This window comes from Bradyrhizobium sp. Rc2d, from assembly GCF_900099855.1.
Lineage (GTDB): Bacteria > Pseudomonadota > Alphaproteobacteria > Rhizobiales > Xanthobacteraceae > Bradyrhizobium.
This window is the reverse complement of the sequence record NZ_FNCU01000002.1, coordinates 151,041-177,085: the sequence shown is the minus strand read 5'-3', so window position 1 is coordinate 177,085 and position 26,045 is coordinate 151,041. Positions and strand designations below refer to the sequence as shown.

The 26,045-nt window shown below is 59.7% G+C and carries 24 protein-coding genes; 7 read left to right on the top strand and 17 right to left on the bottom strand.

Features of this window, described 5'->3' with window-relative positions:
- Nucleotides 1–225: 225 nt before the first annotated feature.
- Nucleotides 226–2,265, top strand: coding sequence for a methyl-accepting chemotaxis protein (locus BLV07_RS05315; RefSeq protein ID WP_091880831.1), 2,040 nt, complete (start codon nt 226–228; stop codon nt 2,263–2,265).
- A gap of 259 nt (nt 2,266–2,524) precedes the next feature.
- Here the strand turns inward: BLV07_RS05315 and BLV07_RS05310 are convergent, their stop codons facing one another.
- From BLV07_RS05310 to BLV07_RS05290, 5 genes are all read right to left on the bottom strand, one after another.
- Entirely contained in the window at nt 2,525–3,310 is a 786-nt protein-coding gene (locus BLV07_RS05310; RefSeq protein ID WP_091881187.1) for an SDR family oxidoreductase, read from the bottom strand.
- A 40-nt stretch (nt 3,311–3,350) separates the two neighbouring features.
- Nucleotides 3,351–4,301, bottom strand: coding sequence for a sugar-binding transcriptional regulator (locus tag BLV07_RS05305; protein WP_091880828.1), 951 nt, complete (start codon nt 4,299–4,301; stop codon nt 3,351–3,353).
- Nucleotides 4,302–4,323: 22 nt separating this feature from the next.
- Entirely contained in the window at nt 4,324–5,793 is a 1,470-nt protein-coding gene (locus tag BLV07_RS05300; RefSeq protein ID WP_091880825.1) for an FGGY family carbohydrate kinase, read from the bottom strand.
- Between the two features lie 80 nt (nt 5,794–5,873).
- On the bottom strand, nt 5,874–6,842 hold the full coding sequence (locus BLV07_RS05295; RefSeq protein WP_091880822.1) for a transketolase family protein: 969 nt from the start codon (nt 6,840–6,842) through the stop codon (nt 5,874–5,876).
- Nucleotides 6,842–7,651 (bottom strand): transketolase, encoded by an 810-nt coding sequence (locus BLV07_RS05290; protein ID WP_091880819.1) that lies wholly within the window; start codon nt 7,649–7,651, stop codon nt 6,842–6,844. Before BLV07_RS05290 ends, BLV07_RS05295 begins: the two co-directional genes overlap by 1 nt.
- Before the next feature lie 181 nt (nt 7,652–7,832).
- Here BLV07_RS05290 and BLV07_RS05285 point away from each other — a divergent pair, with 181 nt between their 5' ends.
- The 5 genes from BLV07_RS05285 (at nt 7,833) to pepD (ending at nt 14,028) form a co-directional block, all read left to right on the top strand.
- Complete coding sequence (locus BLV07_RS05285; RefSeq protein ID WP_091880816.1) at nt 7,833–8,945, top strand: sugar ABC transporter substrate-binding protein; 1,113 nt, start codon at nt 7,833–7,835, stop codon at nt 8,943–8,945.
- Nucleotides 8,946–9,049: 104 nt separating this feature from the next.
- Entirely contained in the window at nt 9,050–10,000 is a 951-nt protein-coding gene (locus BLV07_RS05280; protein WP_210187787.1) for an ABC transporter permease, read from the top strand.
- A gap of 11 nt (nt 10,001–10,011) precedes the next feature.
- Entirely contained in the window at nt 10,012–11,550 is a 1,539-nt protein-coding gene (locus BLV07_RS05275; protein WP_091880809.1) for a sugar ABC transporter ATP-binding protein, read from the top strand.
- 17 nt (nt 11,551–11,567) lie between these two features.
- Entirely contained in the window at nt 11,568–12,542 is a 975-nt protein-coding gene (locus BLV07_RS05270; protein WP_176945352.1) for an ABC transporter permease, read from the top strand.
- Nucleotides 12,543–12,564: 22 nt separating this feature from the next.
- Entirely contained in the window at nt 12,565–14,028 is a 1,464-nt protein-coding gene (pepD, locus tag BLV07_RS05265; RefSeq protein WP_091880803.1) for a beta-Ala-His dipeptidase, read from the top strand.
- Nucleotides 14,029–14,965: 937 nt separating this feature from the next.
- On the opposite strand, the gene BLV07_RS05260 is transcribed toward pepD, so the two are convergent.
- From BLV07_RS05260 to BLV07_RS05235, 6 genes are all read right to left on the bottom strand, one after another.
- Complete coding sequence (locus BLV07_RS05260; RefSeq protein WP_091880800.1) at nt 14,966–16,213, bottom strand: serine hydrolase domain-containing protein; 1,248 nt, start codon at nt 16,211–16,213, stop codon at nt 14,966–14,968.
- Nucleotides 16,214–16,552: 339 nt separating this feature from the next.
- Entirely contained in the window at nt 16,553–17,305 is a 753-nt protein-coding gene (locus tag BLV07_RS05255) for an amino acid ABC transporter ATP-binding protein (RefSeq protein ID WP_244550981.1), read from the bottom strand.
- A gap of 77 nt (nt 17,306–17,382) precedes the next feature.
- Nucleotides 17,383–18,123 carry an ABC transporter permease gene (locus BLV07_RS05250; protein ID WP_091880795.1) on the bottom strand — a complete coding sequence of 247 codons (741 nt, stop codon included), beginning with the start codon at nt 18,121–18,123 and terminating at the stop codon, nt 17,383–17,385.
- A 7-nt stretch (nt 18,124–18,130) separates the two neighbouring features.
- The gene (locus BLV07_RS05245) at nt 18,131–18,805 is read right to left on the bottom strand and encodes an ABC transporter permease (RefSeq protein WP_091880792.1); all 675 of its coding nucleotides are present in this window, start codon (nt 18,803–18,805) and stop codon (nt 18,131–18,133) included.
- Nucleotides 18,802–19,431, bottom strand: a complete 630-nt coding sequence (locus tag BLV07_RS05240; protein ID WP_091880783.1) for a type 2 periplasmic-binding domain-containing protein — start codon at nt 19,429–19,431, stop codon at nt 18,802–18,804. Before BLV07_RS05240 ends, BLV07_RS05245 begins: the two co-directional genes overlap by 4 nt.
- A 64-nt stretch (nt 19,432–19,495) precedes the next feature.
- Nucleotides 19,496–20,263 (bottom strand): transporter substrate-binding domain-containing protein, encoded by a 768-nt coding sequence (locus BLV07_RS05235; protein WP_091880780.1) that lies wholly within the window; start codon nt 20,261–20,263, stop codon nt 19,496–19,498.
- 325 nt (nt 20,264–20,588) lie between these two features.
- Here BLV07_RS05235 and BLV07_RS05230 point away from each other — a divergent pair, with 325 nt between their 5' ends.
- Nucleotides 20,589–21,221 (top strand): helix-turn-helix domain-containing protein, encoded by a 633-nt coding sequence (locus tag BLV07_RS05230; RefSeq protein WP_176945351.1) that lies wholly within the window; start codon nt 20,589–20,591, stop codon nt 21,219–21,221.
- Nucleotides 21,222–21,680: 459 nt separating this feature from the next.
- Here the strand turns inward: BLV07_RS05230 and BLV07_RS05225 are convergent, their stop codons facing one another.
- Genes BLV07_RS05225 through mdcC form a run of 6 tightly spaced genes read right to left on the bottom strand, consistent with a single transcriptional unit; the run spans nt 21,681 to nt 26,035 of the window.
- On the bottom strand, nt 21,681–22,598 hold the full coding sequence (locus tag BLV07_RS05225; RefSeq protein ID WP_091880774.1) for an acyltransferase domain-containing protein: 918 nt from the start codon (nt 22,596–22,598) through the stop codon (nt 21,681–21,683).
- Nucleotides 22,598–23,446, bottom strand: coding sequence for a triphosphoribosyl-dephospho-CoA synthase MdcB (gene mdcB / locus BLV07_RS05220; protein WP_091880771.1), 849 nt, complete (start codon nt 23,444–23,446; stop codon nt 22,598–22,600). The genes BLV07_RS05225 and mdcB overlap by 1 nt, the downstream gene beginning before the upstream one ends.
- Nucleotides 23,443–24,090 (bottom strand): malonate decarboxylase holo-[acyl-carrier-protein] synthase, encoded by a 648-nt coding sequence (gene mdcG / locus BLV07_RS05215; RefSeq protein ID WP_091880768.1) that lies wholly within the window; start codon nt 24,088–24,090, stop codon nt 23,443–23,445. Before mdcG ends, mdcB begins: the two co-directional genes overlap by 4 nt.
- Before the next feature lies 1 nt (nt 24,091).
- Nucleotides 24,092–24,820, bottom strand: a complete 729-nt coding sequence (gene mdcE, locus BLV07_RS05210; protein WP_091880765.1) for a biotin-independent malonate decarboxylase subunit gamma — start codon at nt 24,818–24,820, stop codon at nt 24,092–24,094.
- Nucleotides 24,807–25,721: a biotin-independent malonate decarboxylase subunit beta gene (locus BLV07_RS05205; RefSeq protein WP_091880762.1), complete on the bottom strand. Its 915-nt coding sequence runs from the start codon at nt 25,719–25,721 to the stop codon at nt 24,807–24,809. Before BLV07_RS05205 ends, mdcE begins: the two co-directional genes overlap by 14 nt.
- Nucleotides 25,718–26,035 (bottom strand): malonate decarboxylase acyl carrier protein, encoded by a 318-nt coding sequence (gene mdcC / locus BLV07_RS05200; RefSeq protein WP_091880759.1) that lies wholly within the window; start codon nt 26,033–26,035, stop codon nt 25,718–25,720. Before mdcC ends, BLV07_RS05205 begins: the two co-directional genes overlap by 4 nt.
- Nucleotides 26,036–26,045: the final 10 nt, after the last annotated feature.

Genomic DNA, 26,045 nt, shown 5'->3' with positions numbered 1-26,045 from the left:
GGTCTTCAACAGTTTCCGATGGGTTCGCCAAGTCACTTGTGGCTAGGCCGGTCAACGTCCAAGCGTCATTGGTCGACGCTGGCCATTCCTCTGCAGCGACGATGCACCCATCGTCCGGTAAGACGGATTTACCTGACTTTGACCTCTCCCCACTCATTTTCAAAACTGTCTGGAAAATTCCCGACCGCTGGGTGGGCCAGTGCGAACACATGGGGGCGAATGCGGATGGCTGGGCGTATCAAGAGAAAACCGACGGGCAATCTCATTCCGCCCCTGCGATTTCGTGCGAAAATTGTAGCCGGATTCGGGGCGGTTCTCGTCATCCTGGCCATCAGCATGGCGTTCGCCTATTTCGGATTCGAGCGTGTCTCCGATGGAGTCGGGTCCTTCCGGGTCAGTGTTTCGGAGGCCGATCTCGCACGCAATATCGATCATGAACTGCTGGCCTACCGCTCGGGTGCTCGATACTTCGTGGTCACTGGCAAGGAAGACGATGCGATGGCAGCGCTGGCTGCCGAGGCCAGCTTGAAGAACGCCATCGATCAATCGGTCAAGAACACCAAAGCGCCGGAGCGCCTGGAGCGTCTCAACAAGCTGGCAAAGGAGTTCACCGGCTTTTCGGCGACATTTGCCAGAATCCTCGAACTGAAGCGTAGCAGTGCGCTGATCGTGCATGATCAACTCACGCCCAGCGCGAGCCTGCTGAAATACAAGTTGGACGATATCCGTCTTGGTGCGTCCGACACCGAGACTCAGGCTATTGAGTTCGGTACTAAGCAGGTCAACACGCAGTTTCAGACCGCGAACGCAGCCGCCAGCAATTTCTATCTCAGTTCGGATCAGCCGGTAGCAGCGAGTGCGCTCGGTGGGCTGAAATTGGCCGAGAATTCGTTCAAGGCGATCTATTCGGCGGACGAGAAGGTCGTAGCCGGCCTCAGGGAAGCCAAGGCGTTGCTGCAAGCCTATCGCGAGGCGCTGGAAAAGCTCATAGCGAATGCCAAGTCCGTCGATGAGCTTGTGGCGGAGATGGGCAACTCGGCCGGGACGATCATGCAAGGTTCGGCCGCGATGAAATCCGATCTCCTTGCCGAGCAGCGGCGACTGGAAGCGGAGTCGGAACAGGCCATCGGTCGGACCGAGCAACTGATCGTGATTCTCGCCGCCGGCGGAATACTTCTTGGCGCTGTCCTTGCTCTCCTGCTCGGCGCCGGCATCTCTCGCCCAATGATCGCGATGTGCAATGCGATGCGAAAGCTGGCGTCGGGAGATTTTGACGTGGTGTTGCCGGGGCTTGGCCGAGAGGATGAGCTCGGTGAAATGGCCGCGGCGGTGGAAGAGTTCAAGCTGCAGGCGATTGCTAAGGCTGAACGGGACGCCGCAACGGCGGAGACGCAGAATCGGGAGCAGGCGGCCTCTCGACGCGCCGAGCTGATTCGATTCGCCGACCAATTCGAGAGCGCGGTCGGCTCCATAGTATCAACCGTCTCGGCCTCCGCAGCGCAGCTCGAGACCGCTGCGACCACGCTGACGCGGACCGCAGAGACCACACAGGGCTTGTCGAGCCAAGTCGCCAACGTTTCCGAGCAGGCTTCCTCCAATATGCAGTCGGTCGCTACGGCGACGGAAGAGCTCTCTGCGTCGGTCGAGGAGATCGGTCGGCAGGTCCAGGGTTCCAACCGTATCACGGAAGCTGCCGTGGTGCAGGCCAAGGAAACCGATGATCGCATAGCCAAGCTGTCCCGCGCGGCGCAACAGATCGGTGATGTCGTGAAGTTGATTACAGCGATCGCCGAACAGACCAATCTCCTGGCCCTCAACGCCACCATCGAGGCGGCGCGCGCGGGTGAGGCAGGGCGGGGCTTCGCCGTTGTCGCGAGCGAGGTCAAGTCGCTCGCGAGCCAGACAGCAAGCGCGACTGACGAAATCTCGGCCCACATTGCCGCGATGCAGGGCGCCACGAGCGAGTCAGTGGGGGCGATCAAGGAGATTGGGACGACGATCGATCAGATATCGGCGATTGCAGCCTCGATCGCGAGCGCGGTCGAACAGCAGGGCGCCGCTACCCAGGAGATCGCGCGTAGCGTCCAAACCGTCGCGCAGGGCACGCAGGCTGTGGCCGTCGACATTGGACAGGTCAATCGCGCTGCGACCGAGACCGGAACTGCTTCGGACGAGGTGCTGAGTTCGGCCAAGACACTATCGACCGAGAGTGTGCGTCTGCGGACCGAGCTCGATCGCTTCATGGCCAACATACGGGCGGCTTAGCCCGATAATGTTCAAAGGAATTGGCTCACTGTTAGACCGCGCCTCATGTGAAAGGTGCTCGGTCGGCGGTTGTAGTGTGGTTGCGCCTCCGCGCAAGAAGTTCACGCTGCGCTTCTGAGCTCGACAGCAGTCTGGATGAGGACTGTCGGAGTTTGTCGGGATGAGCCTTGATGCGATTCGTCTGCTATCGGCTCGTCTCCGGTGCGATCTGAGCCAAGATCAGGGACGAACGCGTCATCTAGCGACGCAGGGCGCTCGATCAAGACATGATCAGGCCACCATCGACATTGATCGTCTGGCCCGTGATGTAGGCTGCGTCGGCGGAAGCGAGGAACGAGACAAGCGCTCCCACTTCAGCCGGAGTACCAGCTCTGCCCATCGGAATCCCTTTGATCCATTCGGCCATAAGTTCGCCCGGACCATATTCGCCAAGCATTTGACCCCAAACGCGGTCGTTGTAGTCCCACATTTCGGTGTGGATGATACCAGGGCAAATGGCGTTGACGGTGATGCCTTCGCGGGCGAGTTCTTTGGCGAGGCTCTGCGTTAGCCCGACGACGCCGAACTTCGAGGCGGCGTAGTGCGGAGTGTAGATGAAGCCTTGGCGAGCCTGTCCGGAGGCGGTGTTGATCAGGCGACCCTTAGTGCCGCTGGCGCGGAAGCGGCGGACTGCTTCCTGGCAGCAGAGAAACACGCCCTTCGTGTTCACATCGAGGTTGAGGTCCCATTCTCGCTCCGTGAGGTTCTCGACCTTGGCTATCGTGATCACACCGGCATTCTGCACCGAGATCGAAATTGCACCGATCTTGGCTTCGGTCTCGCCATAGGCTTCCTGGACGGCCTTTCCGTCGGTTACATCCAGCGCGAGCCCGATGACTTGGGCGCCCGTCTCTGTAGCGAGCGCCGCGGCGGCCTCGACAGTGTCTTTCTCGATGGCAGCGATGGCAACTTTCGCTCCCTCTTCGGCAAAGCGCTTCGCTATGCCGCGGCCGATGCCTTTGTTGCCTCCGGTTACGAACACGGTCTGGCCTGCGAAACGATGCATGGTCTTTCCTTCCACAGTGCGCAGCGGGCCGACGGTCCGATTATGCCGTGAGTCGTGCTGCAGTGAATTTGTCGGTTACAAGGACGTCGATCACCCCAAGTTTCAGGGCGCCAGCGATGGCACGTGTCTTGGATTCGCCGCCCGCGAGGGCCATCACCCGGTCGGTCTTGCGGAGATCCTCCAGCGTGATGCCGATGACACGATCGTTGAGCGGAGTTTCCACGGGCTTCCCGTCTTTGTCGTAGAAGCGGTAGGAGATCTCGCCCACCGCGCCAGCCTCCTGCAGGATTGCCATTTCCTGGCGTGAGAAGACGTTGCCGGACCGGGCGAGGAGTTCGGACGGCTCTACGGCACCAATGCCGACGATGGCCAAGGTGAGGCGCCCGAACAGGTCCATCGTCTCTCGCACCACAGGGTCGGCGAGCATAACGAGCTTGGCTTCTCGCGACGAAGTGATGCCCTGCACCAGAAGAAGACGCGGTTCGCCGCCCGTGAGCCGCGCGAGACGGGCCGTCAACTGGGTGGCATGGGTCTGAACCGAAGCATCGCCCATGCCACCCAAGATCTGAGCAACATACTTCGCCTTGCCGTTCTTGAGCGGATGAATGTTGTCCACCATGCGCAGGATGGTCTGACTCCAGCTCGACACCCCCACGATCTCGTCCTGCTGGAACGTGATTTCCAAGAAATGTGCCGCGGCCTCGCCAATACGCGCCATGATCGCCCCGTCTCGATCCTCGGAGCAGTCGACCACAATCGCTTCCGTCAGGCCATATCGCTCGCGCAGCGCTGCCTCGAGCTCTGCGAAGGTACCCGCCGGAGGGATGACGGTCGTTCTGACGATGTCCTCCTGCTCTGCGCGCTTCAACATGCGAGAGACTGTCGTCTGTGACATGCGCATCGTCTCCGCGATCTCGGCCTGACGCTTGCCCTCGACGTGATACATCTGCGCGATACGCGCGATCAGTCGCAGTTCGTTGACGCGTCCCATAGCGATCTCCAGCCATGAATTTTTATTCGTTCATAGTCGAAGCCCGCTGAACGGTCGAGCGGTAGATCGCGTCCTGCCATACGAGCAGCCGATCGGCCACATCCGACCGACGGGGCGCAAGCGTCGTCCCACCGCGCGGAAGAGCCGCGATCGCGGCGAGGTCCAGCCAGACGCCAAGCGAGAGACCTGCGAGATAGGCTGCGCCGAGAGCCGAAGCTTCCGGAGCGTCGCACTGGACTATCGCGTGGTTCAAGGTATCGGCGACGCATTGCATGAGGAAGGGACTCTTGCTCGGACCTCCGTCCGCATAGAGAGTTCTGAGCCGCGTTGGAGACTGCGAAGACATCTCCTTGAACACATCGTAGGCCTGGAAGGCGATAGCATCAGTCGCAGCACGCGCCATCTGGGCACGGCTCGTGTTGAAAGTGATTCCGGAAAACAGTGCGCGGGCATCGGAATACCAGTAGGGCGAGCCGAGGCCGAGGAACGCAGGAACAAAGCCGGGGCCACCGGGCTCGGCAGTGGCGGCGAGTTCGATCAATGACTGAACATCGGGGATGCCGAGGATATCCGCCATCCACGGCAAGGCGGCGGCTGAAACCAGAATGTTCCCTTCGAAGGCGTATGTTGGCCGGCCGCCGATGGACCAGGCAATCGTCGTGGTGATGCCCCGTTGGGGCGCAATGAAGCGGGGCAGAGTGGTCATGATCGAAGAACCCGTTCCGAAGGTCACCTTGCCGTCGCCAGGATTGAATGCGCCGTGACCGAAGAGAGCGGCATGACTGTCACCAATCGCTGAGGCTATCGGAATGCCGTTCCTGAGACCTGGAACGTCCTTGGTGACTCCGAAAAAGGACGAACTGTCACGAACCTCAGGCAGCACGGACTTGGCAACCCCGAAGAGGTCGCAAAGCTCGTCACTCCAGACCTGACCGTTCAGGTCGTAGAGTTGGCTTCGGGCTGCATTGGTTGAATCGCAGGCGTGAACTGCCCCGCCGGTGATGCAATTGATCAGCCAGCTGTCGATGGTGCCGAGGCGGATGGCGCGCCCAGCGGGGGCGCGGTCCAGCAGCCAACTCATCTTCGGGCCGGGAAACATCGGATCGATCGGCAACCCAGTGAGCTCCTGAACACGCGGTGCATGTCCGGAGGAAATCAAATCGGCACACGCGGACGCGGTTCGGCGGCACTGCCAACTCAGGACGGGACCAAGAGGCTCGCCGGTTTCGGCGTCCCAGATGGTGACGGATTCGCGCTGGTTGGAAATGGCGATGCCGACGATATCGAGATCGGGACCTGCCTCCAAACAGGCGGCAACCGCTTCAAGAACAGACTCCCAAAGACGAATAGGGTTCTGTTCAACCCAGCCCGGCTGCGGGTGCTCGATACCAACCGGAGAGGCGCCGCGCGACAGGATCTGTCCGTCGGTCGAGACCAGTACGGCCTTAGAATTTGTGGTGCCTTGGTCAATGGCAAGGATGGCGGTATTCATGATGGCTCCGGAAAGCACAACATCGAGGCGCGTGAAAGGAAAGACTTGCGGCGCCCCACACGAAATCTAAACGCGCACGTTCATGCGCTCGAAGACTTTCGTGCGATAAGCGACAGCGCGACTTCGGCTATGGCGTGGGGAGACATGCCAAACTCGTCGAGCAGGAACTCCGCGGAGCCTGTAGGTGCGAATATGCCCGGAACGCCCAAGATTTTCATCGAGACGGGAGCCTCCGCGACCACGACTTCGGCGATGGCCGAACCCAGGCCGCCGAAGGTCGAATGCTCCTCTGCGGTCAGAATGGCACCAGTGTCGCGCGACGCAGCGACGACGGCCTCGACGTCGATCGGACGCACGGTCGCCATGTTGAGGACACGCGCCTCGATACCCTGTTCTGCGAGAATGGCGGCTGCCTTCATCATGCGATGGGTCAGGGTGCCGTTGGCAATCAGTGTAATCGCGTCGCCGTTGCGCAGCAGATTGGCCTTGGCCAGTTCGAACTTGTGGTCGGCGGGAAGCAGATCCGGAACGCCGACACGGGATAGACGGAGGAATACGGGACCCTGATAGCTGGCGGCCCACTCCACGGCAGCAGCAGTCTCGATCGAATCGCAAGGTGCCACGACGGGCAAGTTTGGCAGGACTCTCGTCCAAGCGAAGTCCTCAACGGAATGATGAGTCGGGCCGAGTTCGCCGTAGGCCATGCCCGACGAGATGCCAATCAGCTTCACGTTCGCATTGGAATAGGCGATGTCCGCCTTGATCTGCTCCAGCGATCTGCCCGTCAGGAAGCAAGCGGCGCCGCAGACGAACGGCAGCAGGCCGCCGTTGGCGAGACCAGCGCCCACCCCAACCATGTTCTGCTCGGCGATCCCGACGTTGACGAGACGCTCGGGCCACTTGGACTTGAAGCCGCCGAGCTTGGACGAGCCGACGGAATCATTGCAGACAGCAACGATCTTCGGATTGTCGGCGCCCAGGCGCTCCAGAACGCCGACAAAGGCGTCGCGGCAGTCATGAAGCTTGGAAGAAATTGTCACGGCATTCATCAAAGGGTCCCCGAAAGCTCGGCCACTGCAATTTTGTACTGTTCGGCGTTGGGCACCTTGTGGTGCCAGTCAACCGTGTCCTGCATAAAGGAGATGCCCTGGCCCTTGTTGGTATGGGCTACGACGCAATGCGGGCGATTGCCACGTTTCTTCAGCGCCGGGACAATCTCGCCCATCGCGTTGCCGTTGATTTCGGTTACATCCCATCCGAAGGCTTCTAGCTTGTTCGGGAAAGGCGCGAGATTGTTTGTGTCTCCGAGCGAGGCCCCCTGCTGGAAGCGATTGTGGTCAATGATCAAAGTCAGATTGTCTAGACGGAATTGTGCCGCGGAGGCGATGGCCTCCCAGTTGGAGCCTTCCTGCATCTCGCCGTCTCCGGTCATGACATAGGTGTGGTAGTTCGCTCCAGTCACCTTCGCCGCCTTCGCCATCCCGACAGCAACCGGAAGACCATGCCCGAGAGGACCAGTGTTTGTTTCTACGCCCGGTACCTTGTTGCAGTTCGGGTGGCCATTGAGGCGCGAGAGCGGCTTCAGGAACGCGGATATCTCCTCCTCCGGAATGAATCCCCGCTTTGCCAACGTGACATACAGCGCAAGGGCGACATGTCCCTTGGAGAGCACGAACCGATCGCGGTGGGGGTGTTTCGGCTGATCCGGCCAGACGCGTAGTACGCGGAAATAGAGCGCGGTCAGGATGTCGATTGCCGACATTTCCCCGCCAATATGGCCGGCGCCGGCTTCGTATACTGCTTTCAGATCGCGAAGGCGTATCTCTTGAGCGATGCGGTCGAGATCGTCTTCGTGCATGTAAACCTCGTAGGGAATAAATATTCAAGATCGATATGATTGGGCATGAGGGTGAATTTGTCAAGTCGGATCGCTGCTTGTGGGGAGAGCTGGCGATTTGGGAATAATTATTCCTATTGAGCTCAATATTCAAGCTAGTTTAGATCGCCGCGTCTGCAAAGGGCAGCGGGAGGAGTTTCAAATGGAAAAATTCGGCGACACGCATTTTATTTTTGCTATCGGCGCTGGTGCGGTCACGCGACGCAAGATGCTGGCACTCGCGGGAACTGCGGTACTGGCAATGACGATGCAGTCGGCTGTGATGGCTGGCGGCCTCGACAAGAGCGACATACAGCTCGTCACAGTCATCCAAACGAATACCAACCCCTATATGCTCCAGTGGGCGGCAGGCTCGCAGGCATTCGCGGACTCGGTTGGTCTTCCACTAAAAACGATCGTTTCCAACGGCGATTCGCAGCAGCAGTTGGCGCAGATCCAGGCGACAATCGCCGCGGGCAAGAAAGTCGTCGTAACCATCAACCCAATCAACAGCGCGGACGTCCCCGCTATCGTTAAGGCGGTCACGCGCTCTGGCGGCTTCATCACGACGCAGTGGAACAAGCCGGAAGGCTACAATCCCTGGGATGTTTCGCCGAATTACGTCGCTCATCTCACCTATGACGGCTATTCGGCTGGCAAATGGACGGGCAAGTCACTCTTTACTGCAATGGGTGGGAAGGGCGGCATTATCGCGTTTAAGGGCGTTCTCGACAGCCCGCCATCCAAGCAGCGCTACGACGGCATGAACGAGGCGCTCAAGGACTTCCCCGACGTCAAGATCCTCGACACGCAGGCGGCTGGCTGGGACCGCCAGAAGGCCTATGACATCACGAAGACGCTGCTGACCAAATATGGCGACCAAATCAAGGGCGTGTGGGCAGCTAGCGACTCCATGACCCTCGGGGCCTATGCCGCATTCCAGGATGCTGGCCGCGTCGGCGAAGTTAAGTTTTCCGGCAACGACAACACTGAAGAAGCCCTCAAGCTGATCGATAGCGGCCCCAACTTCATCGACACTTATTCTTCCGACGGCTACTACAACGGCGCTCTCGGCCTAGCGATGGCCTACGACGCCGCCATCGGCAAGCTCGATGTTTCCAAGCTGACTCACGAGCAGCGCGCTGGCAACTACTCGCAGTTCGGGGTCGATAAATCGAACGTCAAGCAGCAGCTTAAGCCGCCAACCGGAGACGAGATCATGGCCGAAGTCAAAAAGGGCCTGTTCGCGCGCTTTGTTGGCCCTGAGCTAAAGTAATTCTCGGCGCCGCACAGAAGCGAAGCGAGAGAGTTATGTTGCATTCCGATAATCTAATTTCCAACGGCCATCGTGCTCTTGTGTCCGCCGGATCGAAGCCCGGCTTGAAGAAGGAATGGCTTGGCCCTCTCGCCGCTCTCGTCGTGGTAGTCCTGATCCTGTCGGTCCTGCGGCCGTCGACCTTCCTTACATGGGAGAACTTCAGGGCGATCACCGACCAGGCATCCATCCCGTTCATTCTCGCCATGGGAGCATCGTTCGTCATCCTGATGGGATGCATCGACCTCTCCATCGAGGGAGTGATGGCGACTGCTGCGCTGATCTTCGTGCTTCTTTCCGCCAACAGCGTGAACTCCGTGGATCTCGGAATCGGAGCGCCCCTGATCGCGCTGCTCGCGGGAACGTTGATGGGTCTGCTGACTGGCGTCATCCACACGGTCTTCCGGGTTCCGTCTTTCATGGTGTCTCTGGGCACTTGGTTCATCGGCCTCGGCATAGCAACCGTTCTCTTCGGTGACTCCGTCCCCCAGCTTTCCGGCCACCTGACGCGCACCTGGGCGAGCGCCTCGCCGCTCGGCGTCTCAAATGCCTTCGTGGTTTCTGTCGTCTTCGTGATGGTCGCCAAGTTCGTCAGTGACAATACATTGATGGGCAGATTCACCTATGCGATCGGCGCGGACGAGAACATCGCGTCTCTAAACGCCGTAGCAGTCAACCGCCACAAGGTCTACGTCTTTGCTCTCGCAGGCTTCTGCAGTGCGCTGGCCGGCGTGATCGGTAGCAGTCGCCTCGGTGTCGGCGTCGTTGACCTCGGCAGTGGCCAACTTTTCCAGACGATTGCTGCCGCCGTGATCGGAGGAACATTGCTTTCCGGAGGCCGGGGGGGTGTTATCAACTCGATCTGCGGCGTTCTCCTCGTGGTCATCATCAACAACGGCCTGATCCTCTTGGGAGTGAGCCCGGTATTTCAACGTGCAGTTTCGGGACTCGTCATCGTGGTTGCTGTCGTAGCGACAGCTTTCAGCCAGCGCTCGCGTCTGCGCATCGTCAAGTAGGGAGATCGGCCATGCAGGAGACAATCCCTCTCTCTCTATGCAACGTGTCGAAGAGCTTCGGCCCCGTAAGGGCGCTCAACAACGTCAGCCTCAGTGTTCGCACCCATGAGGTGCTCGGGCTAATCGGCGAGAACGGCGCTGGCAAGTCCAGCCTCCTCAAGGTCCTCTCGGGGATATACCAGCCTGACAACGGAGACATTCTTGTCTACGGACAAAAAAGGACCTTCAGCAACCCTGCTGCAGCTGCGTCTGCTGGGGTAGGAGTCGTCCACCAAGAGCAGTCCCTGGTCGTCAATCTCTCGGTCGCGGAAAACATTCTGATGTCGACGCGTGCGACGAAGTCGGGCAATAAGGACTGTATGGTTCGCTTCGGGATCTACAACTGGCGTAAGATCAATGAGGAAGCGGCAGAGATCCTCAAGCGGATTGGCTCCAATATCAATCCGAAATCCAAGGTCGAGGATCTTTCCTTCGCCGATCGGCAGATGGTCGAAATCGCCAAGGCGCTACAGATTAGCCGGCAACCGGGAGTGCAGCCGATCATCGTCCTCGACGAGCCGACTTCGGTGCTGGAGGACAACGATATTCAGCAGCTCGAGCAGGAAGTCCGACGGCTGAAGGAAATCGGTTCCGTGATCTTCGTGTCGCATCGCCTCGACGAGGTGATGAAGTTTTGTGATCGGATCTGTGTTATGCGCAACAGTGAAGTCGTCGGCGAGCATCTGACCAGTGAAGTCAACGCAGATGAACTCTTCCGCTTGATGACTGGACGACAAGCGGCGACCACGTCGCGCGAGCGCAATAAGTCCTTACGCGACAGCGCTGTTGTCCTTAATCTTGAGGGCCTCGGCGCGAAGGGAAAATTCTCTGACATTTCCCTGAAGGTTCGCAGCGGCGAGATCCATGCCCTCGTCGGCACGAACCGTTCTGGCCGGGAGGAGGTCTGTCGCGCCGTCTTCGGCGCGGAAGAGTTCGATTCAGGTACCGTGCGTTATAACGGAAAAGTCGTTTCGCGCCCGAGCCTGCGGGGAAGTGTTTACGGCGGAGTCGCGTACCTTCCTTCCGAGCGAAAGCTCGAAAGTATGGTGGCGGGCATGAGCGTTGCGGAGAACCTTCAGCTCACCCATCGCGGTGAGCGCGCATCCTCAATTTTCGTGAATCCGGCGGCGCGGCGCGACAGGACGAAGGAATGGATTTCGAAGTTGGATATCCGTCCGCCCATTCCGGATGCTGACATCGCTTCCTTGAGCGGGGGCAATCAGCAGAAGGTGGTGCTCGCGAAATGGCTCGAGGATTGTCAACTTTCTCTGCTCATTCTCGACCATCCGACCCGAGGCATCGATCCGGGCGCCCGCGAGGACGTCAGCACGCAGATCTTCGCTGCTTGCGAGGAGGGAGCCGCCGTCTTGCTGATCGCGGACACTCTTGAAGAAGCGATCTCTCTGGCGGACACCATTACTGTCATGCGCGATGGAGAAATAACAGCGACGTTCGACCTCAACTGCGGCGCGATCCCGACCCATGCCGAACTTGTGGCAAAAATGATATGACTATAGAGGCCACTCACGTGAATTCGCCCGCCGACAGGTCGACAGCCAGGTTGGGCTCGGCAGATCTCAAGGTGTTCGCGCCGCTCGCCGTGCTGTTGATCCTTCTCGGTATCATTTCGATTTTCCAGCCGAGCTTTGTCAGTGGCGTCGGTCTCGAAATCCTCGCGTATCAGGCCATCCCGATTCTACTGCTCGGTCTCGGTCAGTTCGGCGTGATCCAGCTCGGTCGCATCGATTTGTCGAGCGCGACCCTCGCTGTGCTCGCCTCCGTGTCGGTTGCCCAGCTTCTTGAGCCTCTTGGTGTGTTCGCCCCTGTCGTTACCATCCTGATCGGCGCGGCGGCCGGATTCGCCAACGGGATGGTCATCAGCTATTTCCAGGTGCCGTCGTTTGCCGTCACACTTGGCGCGATCGGCGTTTGGCAGTCGCTTTCGCTTGTGATCGCGAACGAGACCACAGTGTACGTGTCAGAGAACCGCGAGTTCATCGACTGGCTGGACAGTTTTCAGATCTGCGGATACTCCGCTGCCGTGTTTCTCGGGCTCGCGCTCGCCCTCCTGGCATGGGCCGTCATGCGCTGGACCCGCTTCGGCGCCTTCGTGAAGGCTATGGGTCTCAACGAGCGGGCGGCGGTCATGTCCGGGGTTCCGACTGCGGTCGTAACAGTGACGGTCTTCACCATCTCGGGGGCATTCGCGGCCCTGGCAGGCATCGTTCTAACTGCGCAGCAGGGAACAGCTTCGGCGTCCGGTCTTGGCGTGGGTCTGCTTCTGCCGTCAATAGCGGCAACGATCTGCGGCGGCGTGGCCCTGACGGGTGGGGTGGGCAGTGCGCTTAACGTGATCGTCGGATCGATGATCATCGCTCTCATTCCCGTTGGCAGCTCCGTGGTCGGGGTCGACCCGCGTTATCAGCAGATCGTATACGGGATGGTCATCATCTTCGCAGTCATTCTGACAATCGACCGCACCAAGCTGAAGTTCGTGAAATAGCGAGCATAGATGGGAGGATTCCGTGACTAACATCGAACAGCTTGAACCCAAGGAAGTGTTCAGCCATTTCGCCGCTCTTTCGTCGATCCCGCGGGGTTCGCAAAACGAGAAGCAGGTCAGCGACTACATCGTCAAGTTCGCCAAGGAACGCGGTCTCGAAGCGCGCCAGGACAAGATGTACAACGTGCTCGTGAAAAAGCCCGGCACGCCAGGCTACGAGAACGCGCCAGCTCTCATCCTTCATGGCCACATGGACATGGTTTGCGAGAAGGACCCCGGCGTAGAGCACGACTTCACGAAGGACGGCATCAAGCTGGTGGTTGACGGCGATTACATCCGAGCGGATCGGACGTCTCTCGGCGCGGACAATGGAATTGGATGCTCGTTCATCCTGGCGTTGCTGGACTCCAAAGATATCGCCCATCCGCCCCTGGAAGCGGTGATGACAGTCATGGAGGAAATGGGGAAGGTTGGGGCGTCTGAGTTCGACGTCTCGCAGCTCGAGGGCACCCGGATGGTTGACTTCAACTGGGTGACCGACGAGCAGATTCTTGCGGGCTGCGCGGGCGACATCTCCTGCACGATCGATGTCAACGCCGAGTGGGTAAGCACACCACCAAACACCCAGGCACTCACGCTTGCCATCAGTGGTCTTCTCGGCGGGCATTGCGAATTCGACATTCATCTCGAGCGTGCCAACGGCATTGTGGTCCTGGCACGCATGCTCAACTCACTGGCGAAGAAACACGACGTCCGGGTCGCCCGGTTCGCGGGTGGTGCGCAGAACAACGTCATTCCAGCACACGGCGAACTCGTGCTCGTCGTCCAGATGGCGGACAGGGCAGCCGTCGTCAAAGAAATCATCGAACTCAATACGACGCTTGCGAAGGAGTTTTCGGTTGCGGATCCCGACCTTAGGGTCACCGTGACCGAGGCCGCACTGCCGTCGCGCGTCTACTCCAAGAGTGCGACCCATCGAGTGGGCCGGATTGTCGCACTACTGCCGAATGGGGTCATCAGCATGAGCAGGTCAATCGACGGCCTCGTCGAGAGTTCCAGCAATCTTGGCACAGTCCGCGACACTGATGCCGGACTGACCTTCACCTGCACGATCACGGCGGGTGTGTCCTCACGCAAACACGACATTTTCGAACGCATGCGGCACTTGGCGGAAATGGCGGGTGGCGGTACGGAATTCAAGCAGTTCGGACTGGATGCACCCGAATTTCCACCTACCCCGAATTCGAGGTCAGTTCCGGCAGCCGTCGCAGCTTTCGAGGCCGTGCACGGCCGCGTACCGGAGGTCCTCGTATCGTCCTGCAGCCTGGAACTCGGCTTTTTTGTCAACCGCATACCTCGATTGGATACAGTCGGCATCGGCACCGAGCTGCAGCATCTACACTCCACGAAGGAACGCGTAAGCCATCGGTCCGTAGCTCGCTCGTGGAAGGTGGTCCGTGACTTTGTTGGTCGTCTCAAAGACTGATATCCTAGACTCGGCTGCGACGGCCAACATCATGCATTCTTTCGAAAATCACTCACACGAGAAGCAGTGCCGTGACCGGGGTTTCGTATGTAATTTCCCGGTCCCGAAATCTGACGAGGTGCTCAGGCGGAACATTGTCCCCGGCCGCAACTGGTTGGTAACTGGACGATCAACGGCACGGACTCGTCGCTCGACGAGCTTGCGCAGACTGCGACGAGATGTGCCGATCTTTCTCCTTTCATCGACACGGTGATGTGCCCGCCTCTGACGTTGGTCCGTTCCGCCGTTGGCGGCACCGCGGTTGGAAATCGGCGCACAGGACTGCAGCGATGAAGCGGCAGGCCAGTCAATGCGACGCTGTTGTCCAACCGTCGCAGTAAGGTATCCTCCATAAGGCCGCCTTGTTTGAGGGACGCGATCGCTGCAGGTCCTGAGGGTAATCCTAGGAGAAGCCGCATCTCGTTCGAGAAGCAATCGCGATGAAGTGCAGGTCCCCCCAACTATGGGGCTGGACGATTGTGAGGCAAGCAACTTCTCAGGACCCGCGTTAGCCCGCAAAGTCAAGAAGCCGCGGCTCGGACCCGCCAGCACAATTTGACGCACTTGCCTTGGTTGCTGCAAACGCCATCCGGATCTGCACCCTTTCGAAGAACTGTCCGGATCGGAACTACGATCTTGGTCGAAGGTTGTTTGCGCCGGTGAGGAGCCGGAGGGAGGCATAGCCGACCGGAGGACCGTCACCGGCGGTCGGCGCCTTGATGCCTGGCGCGATCTCGTGGCGCCACCGTCGGATATTTCGCGGACCGGCCCGCTAATCCGTCTTGTGTTGAGTCAAATCGGTCGACGCCTGACCGAGGACGATTTAGCAAAATCGCAGCCGTCCTTTGCACCGTAGGTGTCTCCCCTCAGAACCATTAGCTTCCGCGGCCTGTCATCATCAATGCGGCTGCCAGCCCGAAGCCGCCTTAAGGAAGGCTAGGGTCTCATCGGAGGCAAGCTTGTCGCCTGGCGGAAAGTAGCTGAGCTTGACGACCACCGTGCGCGTCGCAGGGTCGACAAAGATGTACTGCCCTTGCAGTCCAATTGCCATGTACGCCCCCCCGTTGCCAATCGTCCACCAGTGGTATCCGTAGCCCCGTGGCTCCGAATGCGCCGGATCGGTAGGACGGATCGACTCCGCGATCCACTCTGAAGACAGAATCCGCTGACCGTTGGCGACTCCCATGTTAAGCATCATGAGACCCAACCGGGCGAAATCGCGAAGGGTCGCGTTGAAGCCTGCACCGTTGAATTCTCGACCTACGCCCGGCGCTCCATCCATAATGAAGAAGCCATCGGCCTCCGCGCCAATCGGTTCCCAGATGTGCTTCGACATATAAGCGGCCAAATTGCTGCCCCCGCTCACGCGCTCCAAGAGGAGGCCAAGCACCGCCGTGTCCAGCGTTTTGTATTGGAAAACCTCGCCTGGCAAATACTTTCGGCTGATCGTGCGTGCCGCATCCGCAAAGCGAGCGACGTTCTTGACAAGTGCTTCGACGAAGCCGCTCGCCGCCACCCCCGGGTTTTGGAAATCGTACCGCTCTTCGTAGTCAACGCCCGATCGCATTTGCAAAATCTGCCGGATCGTCGCGTTTTCGTATCCGCCCCCCTTTAGTTCCGGCAAATAGGAGTCGATCTTCTCATCGAGCGACTTGATCCGACCTTCGGCCAGCGCACAGCCAACTAGCATTGAAGTTATCGACTTCGTCATGGAGAAGCCGATGAAGCGAGTTCGATCATTCGTGTTGTTGAGATACCTCTCGAAGACTATCTTTCCATCTTTCAAGACGATAAGTGCGTTTGTGTACGATCGTTCAAGGAACTGATTAGCCTGGAACGTTTTGCCGTCGTACTGATAGTTGAAATCAAGTGCGTGCTCTTCTCGCGGAAGCTGCCAGACTGGACCGGAGCGTGCGACCGTGCGTGTCGTGAACAGTGTATCCATGCTATGGAAAGTAAGGGCGTTGATGCCCGCATCGAGCATCCCGAAACGAAGGTTCTGTATGCCAATTGGCACATCCGACACTGGATCTTGAGTGATTTGTGGTTTCAGCACCTGCTCCGCCACCGCGCGCCCGACTAGCGTCACCCCCGTGCACGCTAGAACCAGGGAGACAGCAATTCGTTTCGACAAGCGTGCTTTCATTTCCGTTCTCCTAGCCGAGGATCGCTGCGCGTTGTGCTCGCGCTTAACCGTTGCGAGCAGATGAAAGAGGTCGGGCCGCCATGACGATGGCGGCTAGGCCTTTCAGCACGAGCGGTATGGATCTGAGCGACTGGCGCGGAGCTCGGCTGTAGGCGGGCGTGGCTGCTGGTCAAGAGTCGGTCACGTACGGCGTCAGCACTTGGCAAAGCGATCACCTCACGAGAGCCCCGGCGGGCGCCACGGTACAACCGATGGCGTTGAGGGCTTCGACTAAAGCCAAGCCGCTGCATGCGGCAACTGAGCAGCTCAGCTGACCGGCTGCATGAAAGCTTTGGCTGATCAATGCAGAACCTGCGACAGAAAATCTCGTGCTCTCTGCGTCTTGGGCTGACGAAAGAACTGCTCCGGCGTGCCTTCCTCGACTATAGTGCCTTCATCCATGAAGATTACCCGGTCGGCGACCTGTCTGGCGAAGCCCATTTCATGGGTCACGCAGATCATCGTCATACCATCGCCTGCGAGTTCTATCATCGTGTTCAGCACTTCCTTGACCATTTCCGGGTCGAGCGCCGAAGTCGGCTCATCCAAGAGCATGATTTTCGGCTTCATGCACATCGCCCTCGCGATGGCGACACGTTGCTGCTGACCACCGGAGAGTTGGGAGGGATATTTGGCAGCCTGATCGGCAATCCTTACCCTTCTGAGATAGCTGATTGCGACTTCCTCCGCCTCGGCCGCTTTCAACCCCCTGACAAGCATCGGCGCCAACATACAATTCGCAAGCACGGTCATGTGAGGAAAGAGATTGAAGCTCTGAAACACCATGCCGACTTCTCGTCTGACCTTGTCTATATTCGTCAGCCGATGGTCGAGCAGGCATCCCTCTACTACGATCGAGCCGCCATCATGCTTCTCGATGCGGTTGATGCATCGAATCAATGTTGATTTTCCAGATCCTGAGGGGCCGCAGATCACGATCTTCTCTCCGCGATCCACACTCAGGCCGATGCCCTTGAGCGCAGCGAACGAGCCGAATCGCTTGGTGACTGCGGACATGACGACCGTGCCGCCCTCGCTTGAGCCGCTTTCCATCGCTCGCACGCTCAACTCCATCTCTCTGGCTTTGTATTGGAGATTGACGACAATGACACCTTGAGAGTCCGGTACTACTAGTGATCGGGTATGCCCGGCAAAACGGGTTGAAGCTCCTTGACGCTCCGCTCCTCATTCCGGTGGTCGGCTGACAGCCGCACCTCAAGCCTGCGCAACAGCCAGCTCAAGCTGGTGGTGATAGAAAAGTAGATTGCTCCTGCCGTCAGAAAGACCTCGTAGGGCGCAAAGGTATTCGAGACCTCAAGGCGTGCGGCGCCTGTCAGATCGAGGAGGGTGATTGTGCTGGCGAGTGAAGTTGCTTTGATCGTCAGGATGATTTCGTTTTCATAGGCCGGCAGTGCTGCGCGCACAGCGAGCGGAATCGTAACCTTGCGTTGAGTCTGGAACCACGAGAGCCCGAGGGCTTGCGCGGCCTCCACGAGCCCCTTTGGCACCTGCCTCAGGGCACCAGCGATGATTTCGGCCGTATAGGCGGCTGAGTTCAGACCCAGTGCGATGATGACGCACCAAAAGGGGTCACGAAAAATCGGCCATAAAACCGAGTTTCGGACGAAGCCGAACTGGCCAAGTCCGTAATAAACGATGAAGACTTGCAGCAGAGAAGGGATCCCGCGAATGACAAGGATATAAATACTTGCCGGGCCATGGAGCCAAACCGATTGTGCATTGCGTGCATAAGCGAGAGGCACAGCTAACATCATGCCGAGAAGCAGGATGAGTATGGACAGGCGTCCTGTCATTCCCGCTCCCTCAAGCAGGTTCGGAAGCGCGTCGGCCATGATCGAGAAATCTAGCATGGCGCTCTCACGCAAAGCCTCGATTGGACCGAACCCCGGCGTTGCGAAAGCCCCAGGACACAACACTCGTAATGATCAGGTACAGGATCGCTGCCACGGAATAGACGAGGAACGGCTGCCTGGTCGCGCCGGAAATCACGGACGACGCTCGCAGTAGTTCCTCAAGTCCGATCACGGAAATTAAAGACGTCTGCTTGATCAGGATGATGGCAAGATTTCCGAAGCCTGGTAGGGCCAGCCGCCATGCCTGAGGCAGGATGATCCGAAAAAACGCAGCGCGTCGCGATAGTCCAAGTGCATGCGCCGCTTCAGTTTGTCCGCGCGGCACTTGTCCTATGGCGCCTCGAAAGATATCGCCGGCATAGGCGGCAAAAATGAAGGCAAGGGCCGCTACGCCTGCAGCGAACCCGTTGATGTCCACATATTCGCCGGTGAGCTTGGTCAGCGCTACTGTGCCGCCGAAATAAATCAGGTAGATGACGATGAGGTCGGGCACTCCCCGAACTACAGCGGTGTATGCTTCAGCGCTGTAGCGAAGGGGCTTCGCACCATAAATTTTTGCGGTCCCCAATGAGATGCCGAGTACGGTTCCGACAACAAGTGCTACGAGGGCTACCGAGAGCGTAGTGACCGCACCAAAAATTAGCTGCAGGCCATAACCCGAAACCCACTCCATCGTCATAGCATCGACCTGCTGACTTTTCGCAAGGTGTTGTTCTCAACCTTCCGACGGATCAGCTCACGGATAGGCCCTTCATGCCAGGCCTGAAGCTTTCCTTTGGATGTTCTCTCGTTTGCATAGACGATCCAGACGTCATCGGGAGAACCGATCACCTGGTCCACCCGCACCCGATCCGGGTATTGTTCTGCATATTCGAGGTAAACGAGAGCGGAATCGTATTTTTCCTTGAGAAGATTCTCAAAAATGACGGGCAGCGAAGGCTCGGATACCCGAATCTGCCACTGACTGGTGTCGATGTAACTCTCGGTCGCCGGAGCCAGCAGTCCGATAGACTTCGGCGTTTCGACATCCGAACGAGTGAGAACTGCTAGGTCCTTGCTACGACAGATGAAGCTGTCGACGGCGAACATCTTTTGGAAATGCGTACCGAGTGTCGGAGGCGTATCGGGATGAACAGCACACTGAAGGAGGAAGTCGTAGTCGCCATTGATCAGTCCCTGCATCGCTACGTTGAAAGTTGGGACGAGAACAATGTTTGCCTCCGGAATGTCGTGAAACTTGATGTATTCCTTGGTTACAAACTCATGGTTGGTCCCGGCCGGCCCGAGAGTTGCGAAGGTGATCATCGAATTTCGCCTGCACATCTAAAAGCGTTCATTATCCGTCTTAGTCGTCTCGAACGCTTGATTGCTACATGAGTGGGAAGTCAAAGTATTTTTTCACGATCTTGTCGTAAGTCCCGTTCGACAAAATCGTATCGATGGCAGAATTCACCTGCTCCAAAAGTTTGGCGTCATCTTTGCGCAGAGCGATGGCGTTTCCTTCACCGAGAAGACCGCCGGTATATTCCGGACCGACCAGTTCATAGTCAGCCGCTTGCGGACTCTTGAGGAATCCGAGCAACGAGGTCACACGATTGGCCAGAAGCAAGTCGACACGACCTGCAATTAGGTCCATTTCGACATCAGTAGTCTTGTCATAGCGAACAATCTGGGAATCGGGATAGGTCGCCGACAAATAGGCGTCCTGAATGCTACCGCGCTGTACGCCGATCACACGGCCCTTCAAAGCCGCGGGGCTCGTGTCTGCAAAAGTACCCTTCCTGGCAACAAACTGGCTGGACGTATTCTTGTATTTCTTGGAAAAGGCGACCTGTCGCCTGCGTTTTTCAGTAACGCCCATGCTTGCGACAATCATGTCGTATTTCTTGGCATTCAGGCCAGGAATAATTCCATCCCATTCCTGGGCGACGATCTTGCATTTGGCCTTCATGACTTCGCACAGCGCATTTGCAATATCGACATCCCAACCGGTCAAAGTGCCCTTGGCATCGACAAAGCTCCACGGCGGATAAGTGCCCTCGGTAGCGATGCGCAAGTCCTGAGCAATCGCACTTGACGCAATGAGCGTCGAAAGCGCAATGCCAAGAGCAGCAATCTTACGACTCGAAAACTTCATTTTACTCTCGTGTCAAACGTCCAAGCGCAGCCAACTCGCGTAAGTGTCCGCTCCGGGGCCTGAACCGTCAACGTCGCTGAGAATATTTTAACCTGATGCAAATCGCCTGCCTGGTTGCTGCGATAGGCCGCTCGTGGTGTAAGGTCATAGTATGGTGCTGGGCATAGTCGGTGCTGGGGTAGTAACCTCTTGTTTGGGTGCCGATATCGCATACTGTGGTGCTTCCTCTATTCGTCATTCTAGCGGAGGGTATCGTTTGGCCGGGGGAAAGCACGATAGGAAGCCAATAGAAGGCAAACGTGTTCGCAGGGGCGCACTCTCGGTTATGACCAGACCGGCAGCGAAGACAAAGGCGCCGGTCGACACCCATCAGTATGACTCCGAGAAAAGGAATGCTCTGGCGCTGGCTGTTGGCAAAGAGATTAAAAGCCTCAGACTGAGCCTGAATATGGCGGCAAATCAACTTGCCGAAGCCGCAGGTCTATCGAACGCCATGCTATCGAGGATAGAACACGGGTCCGCCACGCCATCCTTCACGACTCTGGCTTCGCTGTCGGCCGCACTTAGAGTGCCGGTATCGCGACTCTTTGCGGCCCACAATCAACCCACCGACTATTCTCTCGTCCGATCGGGTAAGGGCATCAACGTGCGCCGACAGGCTCATCGTTCAGGCCTAAGCTATCAGTTGCTCGGGCATCTGTTGTCTGGCGAGAAATATATCGAGCCCTACCTCGTGACGCTGACAAGTGATTGTTCAAACAACCCGGGATTTCAACATACCGGCATCGAATTCATGTATGTGCTGGAAGGGTCGATGATCTACCGTTATGGCGACGCAGTGATGGAGCTTCATCACGGAGATACGCTTGTATTCGACGCCAACTTTGTGCACGGCCATGAAAAATTGCTGACGCCGACCGTCCGTGTTCTGTCGGTGGTGTTCAATTTGCGTACGTGAGCAGGCCAATGCAGCGAAGTACCATGATCGTGCGACGAATGCCTATTTTCGGCCGAATACCCAACCGACGACGGTGTATGTGTCCGAGAAGGATTTCTGGATCGGGTTGTCGGAATTCCTCCATTTGCGATCGAGGGTCGCAGCTTCTGGAATCCATCCGTTTATCTGCGGGCCCTTTTGACGAGCGTGGATTTGAGCGCGATCGCGAGCGCCAGCGGTCAACTACGACCTCTTCTTCGTGGACGAACAGGAGCTTCCGTCAGAGCGGCTTCCCGGGGTCTGCAACATCAAGCTTGTGGTGGGATTGACTGGCGTGTGGTGCCGCAGTTCATGGAGAACGCTGCGGGGCGGTCGCGCCCGGACATGAGATGAAGTTGTACCTGCCGTCTATTCATATGAACCGCGAGTGAATGCCGCCGCGATCGAGGGCATTGTCGCGGGGGTAAGACGATCGAAGGCCTAGGCCGCAGCGATCCACTTGCGCAGGCCGGCTGTAGTGCGAAATCCGTCGGCGGCGTAGCAGCGCATGAATGGGTGGGAGGCTCGCATCATCTCTGCGAGCGCATGGCCAGGGCCGAGGTCCAGCACCTGGGTGACGCCCAACTCCGCGAGCGCCTCCAGCGTTGCCGCCCAGTCGATGGGATGCGCGACCTGGTTGGCCAATTTCGTCGTGGCATCTTGGGCGGCGAAGATACGTTCGCCATCGCCGCCGGCAAGCAGCACGCGCCCGCTTGCGACGGCCGCGTGCCTGCTGGCATCGAGCGCATGCTGAAGGGGCTTGCAGGCCTGCACGATTCTTGTCGTGTGCGATGCGATCTTCACGGTGAGAAGGCCCGTGCGCGCGCCTTCCTTGGCGGCCTCGTCGCAGATCGCGATGACATCCCGCTCCGCGCCTCCGATCACGACAAGAAGATCGGGATTGCGGATCGCGATCTCGCAGCGATGTTTGGTGAGCAGAGGTTCGAGCGCGGCCCGGTCGAGCCCGCGAACATAGCCGAGGCGGCCATCGAGCCCTGCCGCATCTTCCATCAACCGGGCGCGAATATCCGTGAGTCGCAAGGCTTCGTCGGCAGTCCAGATTCCAGCGATGCTCCAGGCCGCCATCTCCCCGACGCTGTAGCCCGTGACGGCGGCCTCATCGATCAGCAGATCGGCGATGCAGGCGTGGATCGCCAGTGTCGATGCGATGGTCAGGATCTGGCTGGTATGATTGACGGCGAGTTCATCCGCGCTGCGCGTTCTGATAAACTGTCGCGGGTCCGCGCCGAGAAAAGCTGTGGCTGCGGTAAAAACCGGCTCCGCAGCGGGCTGGTCCGCGACAAGATCAAACAACTTGTCCGAGAGCGTCCCTTGTCCGCCGCAGAGCAGGGCCAGCATCAGACCTCCAGCCGATCGACAAACAGCGCCATCGCCAGCAGGTCCGCGGAGCCGCCGGGGCTGAGATTGCGGTCAACGAACGTATGGTGAATGTCGCCCGCACGCCGGCGCCAATCCGGCGACCCAACGCCGCCGGCCGCGAGGAAGCTCGCGGCGCTCTCTTGCGCGAAGCGCAATCCGTCCGCTCCGCCCCGATGCAGCAGGTTGGTGTCGATGACCTCGGCGATAAGCCGCATGCAAGTCTCAACGCGCGCGGCTTCTTCGTCTTGCGGCGCAAGCTTGCGCGCGGCATGCAGCGCGGGCAGGGCGATATCATACACCGACGGAAAGCCGTCGGCGGCTTCTGCCCTGGCGCCGCCGGCGCCGTAGCGCCGTCCGGCCACTGCGCCATGGCTGCGCAGCGAGACCGGGCCCGACAGGATGTCGTCGCCCCAGCGCTCCCTCACCAGCCGTCCGAGCGACTTGCGGATGCCGACGGCATTGCGATAGCCGGCCACGGCGCAGAGCAGACCCAGCCCGAAGATCGCGCCCCGATGGGTGTTCACGCCATCTGTTGCGGCAAGCATCGCGCGCTCGGCGGCAACGCCGATCGCGCGCAGCCGGTTCATGCAAGCGCCCTCGGCGCCCGCGGCGCCGAGTTCGCTGAAAAACGGCATCAGGGTCGCGGCGCTCCGGCGCAACAGCGCGGCGTCCATGTCGCGATGCGCGCCGTTGTCGACATGGCTGACGAGGCCGGGCTTCGGATGGGTTTCTACCTCGAGCGTTAGGCACAGCGACGCAAGTTGGCCGAGTTCCTCCGCATCGAGTGCGCGTCCCGGCCGTGATTGCCATCTGAGCGCTGGTGTCATGACACGAGACCCGCGAGGAAGGCCGCGCGTGTCGTCGCGGTGACGCCTGCAGGACCCTTCACGAGGACTTCGTCCTCGTCAGTGCCGGTCAGTTCGCGCCATTGAACGCCGCCGGCTGGACCCGTTATCTCGCCATCCAACCGCATCGGTGCCTGCTTTGCGATTCCCGCAATGCCGGACAATACGGCTTCCGCCTGCTTCGCCGACGACAGCGGCCACAGCAGATCGAGATCCGAACTGTCTGAGAGATAGGGCAGGCCGGTGAGGTGCTGCCAGGCCAGGCTGCCATAGCTGCGGGTCTCCGGCAGAAGCGTGATGAGCTTGTCGATGGTCGGGTGCCAGGAAGCTGGCGCCGCGGCGGCGGCATCGGCCAAGAGAGGCGGCGGCGCGGACGCGACGATATCGATCGCGGCGAGCGAGACTGCAATGCGCCGCTTGCCATGGCTTGGCGGCAGCGGCAGTCCGAGCGGAACGAGACCTGCAGTATCGCTGCAGACGGGACGGCGGACGACGAGCGGGCGTCCCGCATGCGCCCAGCTCGCGACGATCGGCTCGCTGGCAAGTTCGGGATAGCGGTTCATCACCGCAGCCCATCCCGCGGTCGAAGCCTTCACCATGCTGTGGCGCGCGAGAGGCTCGAGCATCTTACGCCCCCTGGTGAGAAGCCGCAGCGCGCGCAACGCGTTCGGCAAGCTCGGCGGCCTTCCGCCGTCCGCCGCGCTCGGCGCCGAGCCGGCCGCGATCATCCGGTCCGTGTGGCCGTCGCAGCAGGGCGGCCAGTTGCGGCGCCAGCGGCGCGGCGTCGTCCCAGACGATGTGGACGCCGCCGGTCTTCACCATGTTGTCGAGCCCGGGCGCAAACACCGGCGTCGCTTCCGCCTTGGCCTTGAGCACGTCGATCGGAAGCTTGGTGACGCGTGCCATCGAGGGCAGATCCATCACCGCCGGATGGGCGCCGGGCAGCGCGACCAACGTACCGGTGGCAAGCGCCGTTGCGATGAACGCGCCGGCTGCGCTGCCGCCATAGAGCAGGCCGATAGTGCGATGTCCTTCGGCCTCCGCCAGCAGCAGGGCCTTGGCGAGATGCGACAGATATTCGCTGAGGCCCAGCAACTCGTCGCGCTTGCTCATGCGCTGGCTTGAGGAATCCACCAGGACAAGAATCGGCGCCTGATCCCCTGATTTGACGATCTCGATCGCGCGGCCTGCGAGCACGATGGCTTCGTCCACGCCGAAGGGCTGGCCTTGCGTGATGCCAAGCACGTGAATCGGCTCACCGCCGGTCAGGATCGCCCGTCCGGTGATTATCGTGCCAGCGGCGTCGATCTTGCTGCCGTTCGGAAACAGGCCGGCCAGGATGTCATCGAGCGTCATCGGCGTTCTCCCTGTTGTTGGCCGCGCGAAGGAACGCGCTGGTCGGAAGTGCGGGAACATCGGCCGGATCGTCGATGCCGAGCGCCTGCCAGATCTCCACGGCATCCTCGGCATCGCCAAAACGCTGCAATCGCCGCTGGAGCCGCGCCTGCTCGGCTTCGAGCGGCGTCACGTCGCATCCTCTGCCGACCTTGAGGGCGGCGATCGCGGCCTGGCGGAACGCCAGCGCGTCGTCGTCAACGAAAGTGTCGGCGCCGCCGATCAAATAACGATGCTTGCCGCCCATGGTGCGCCAGACCAGCGCGCGGTCGCGCGAGTCGAATTCCTCGATGCCCCTGTTTGTCTCGATCACCTCGGGGCCGCTGACGCTGAGCCGGCCCTGTTCGGAGATGACGAGGCGGGAGCAGGTGCCCGCGATCAGGCTGCCGCCGCCATAGCAGCCGGCGCGTCCGCCGATCAGACCGACGATGTTGACACCGACCCGGCGCGCCTCGATCACCGCGCGCATGATCTCGGCGATCGCGAGCTCGCCGGCATTGGCTTCCTGCAGCCGCACGCCGCCGGTATCGAACAGGATCAGCACGTCCTGCTTGAGCGCGCGTGCCGCGCGCAGAAGGCCGGTGAGCTTGGCGCCGTGAACCTCACCGAAGGCGCCGCCCATGAAGCGTCCTTCCTGTGCGGCGACAAGCACCGGCACGCCGTCCAGGCGCCCGCCGCCGATGACGATACCGTCATCGAACTGCTCCGGCAGGTCGAAGATCGACAGATGCGGGCTGATCTCGCGCAATTCAGGGCCGATGAATTCGCAGAAACTGCCGGCGTCGACGAGTGCGTCGACGCGCTGCCGGGCACTGGCCTCGTACCAGCTCTGCGAGACGGTGTTGGCCGCGACTGATGTCATCGTTTCGGCTCCTCGATCTTGCGGACGCCCTGGGCAAGGCGCAGCGCGACCGTGTCGGGCCGGGCGCCGCCGTCATTGATGGAGATGTGCAAGCCCCCGGCAGAGCGGCGTGCGACGAAGTCGCGGATCACGGCGTCCCACACCATGCCGAAGCCGTGGGCCGCCGTGGCGATGTCGATGGCGCAGACGTCGGCCGGGAGGTTGCGTTCCAGCAGCACCTCGAGATTGCCTGACGCAACGACGCCGACGATGGCCTGGGTGCAGGTACCGCCGGCAGACCTGGGCGCGGTCAGTCTGAAACTGAGCTTTTCCATGAAGAATTCC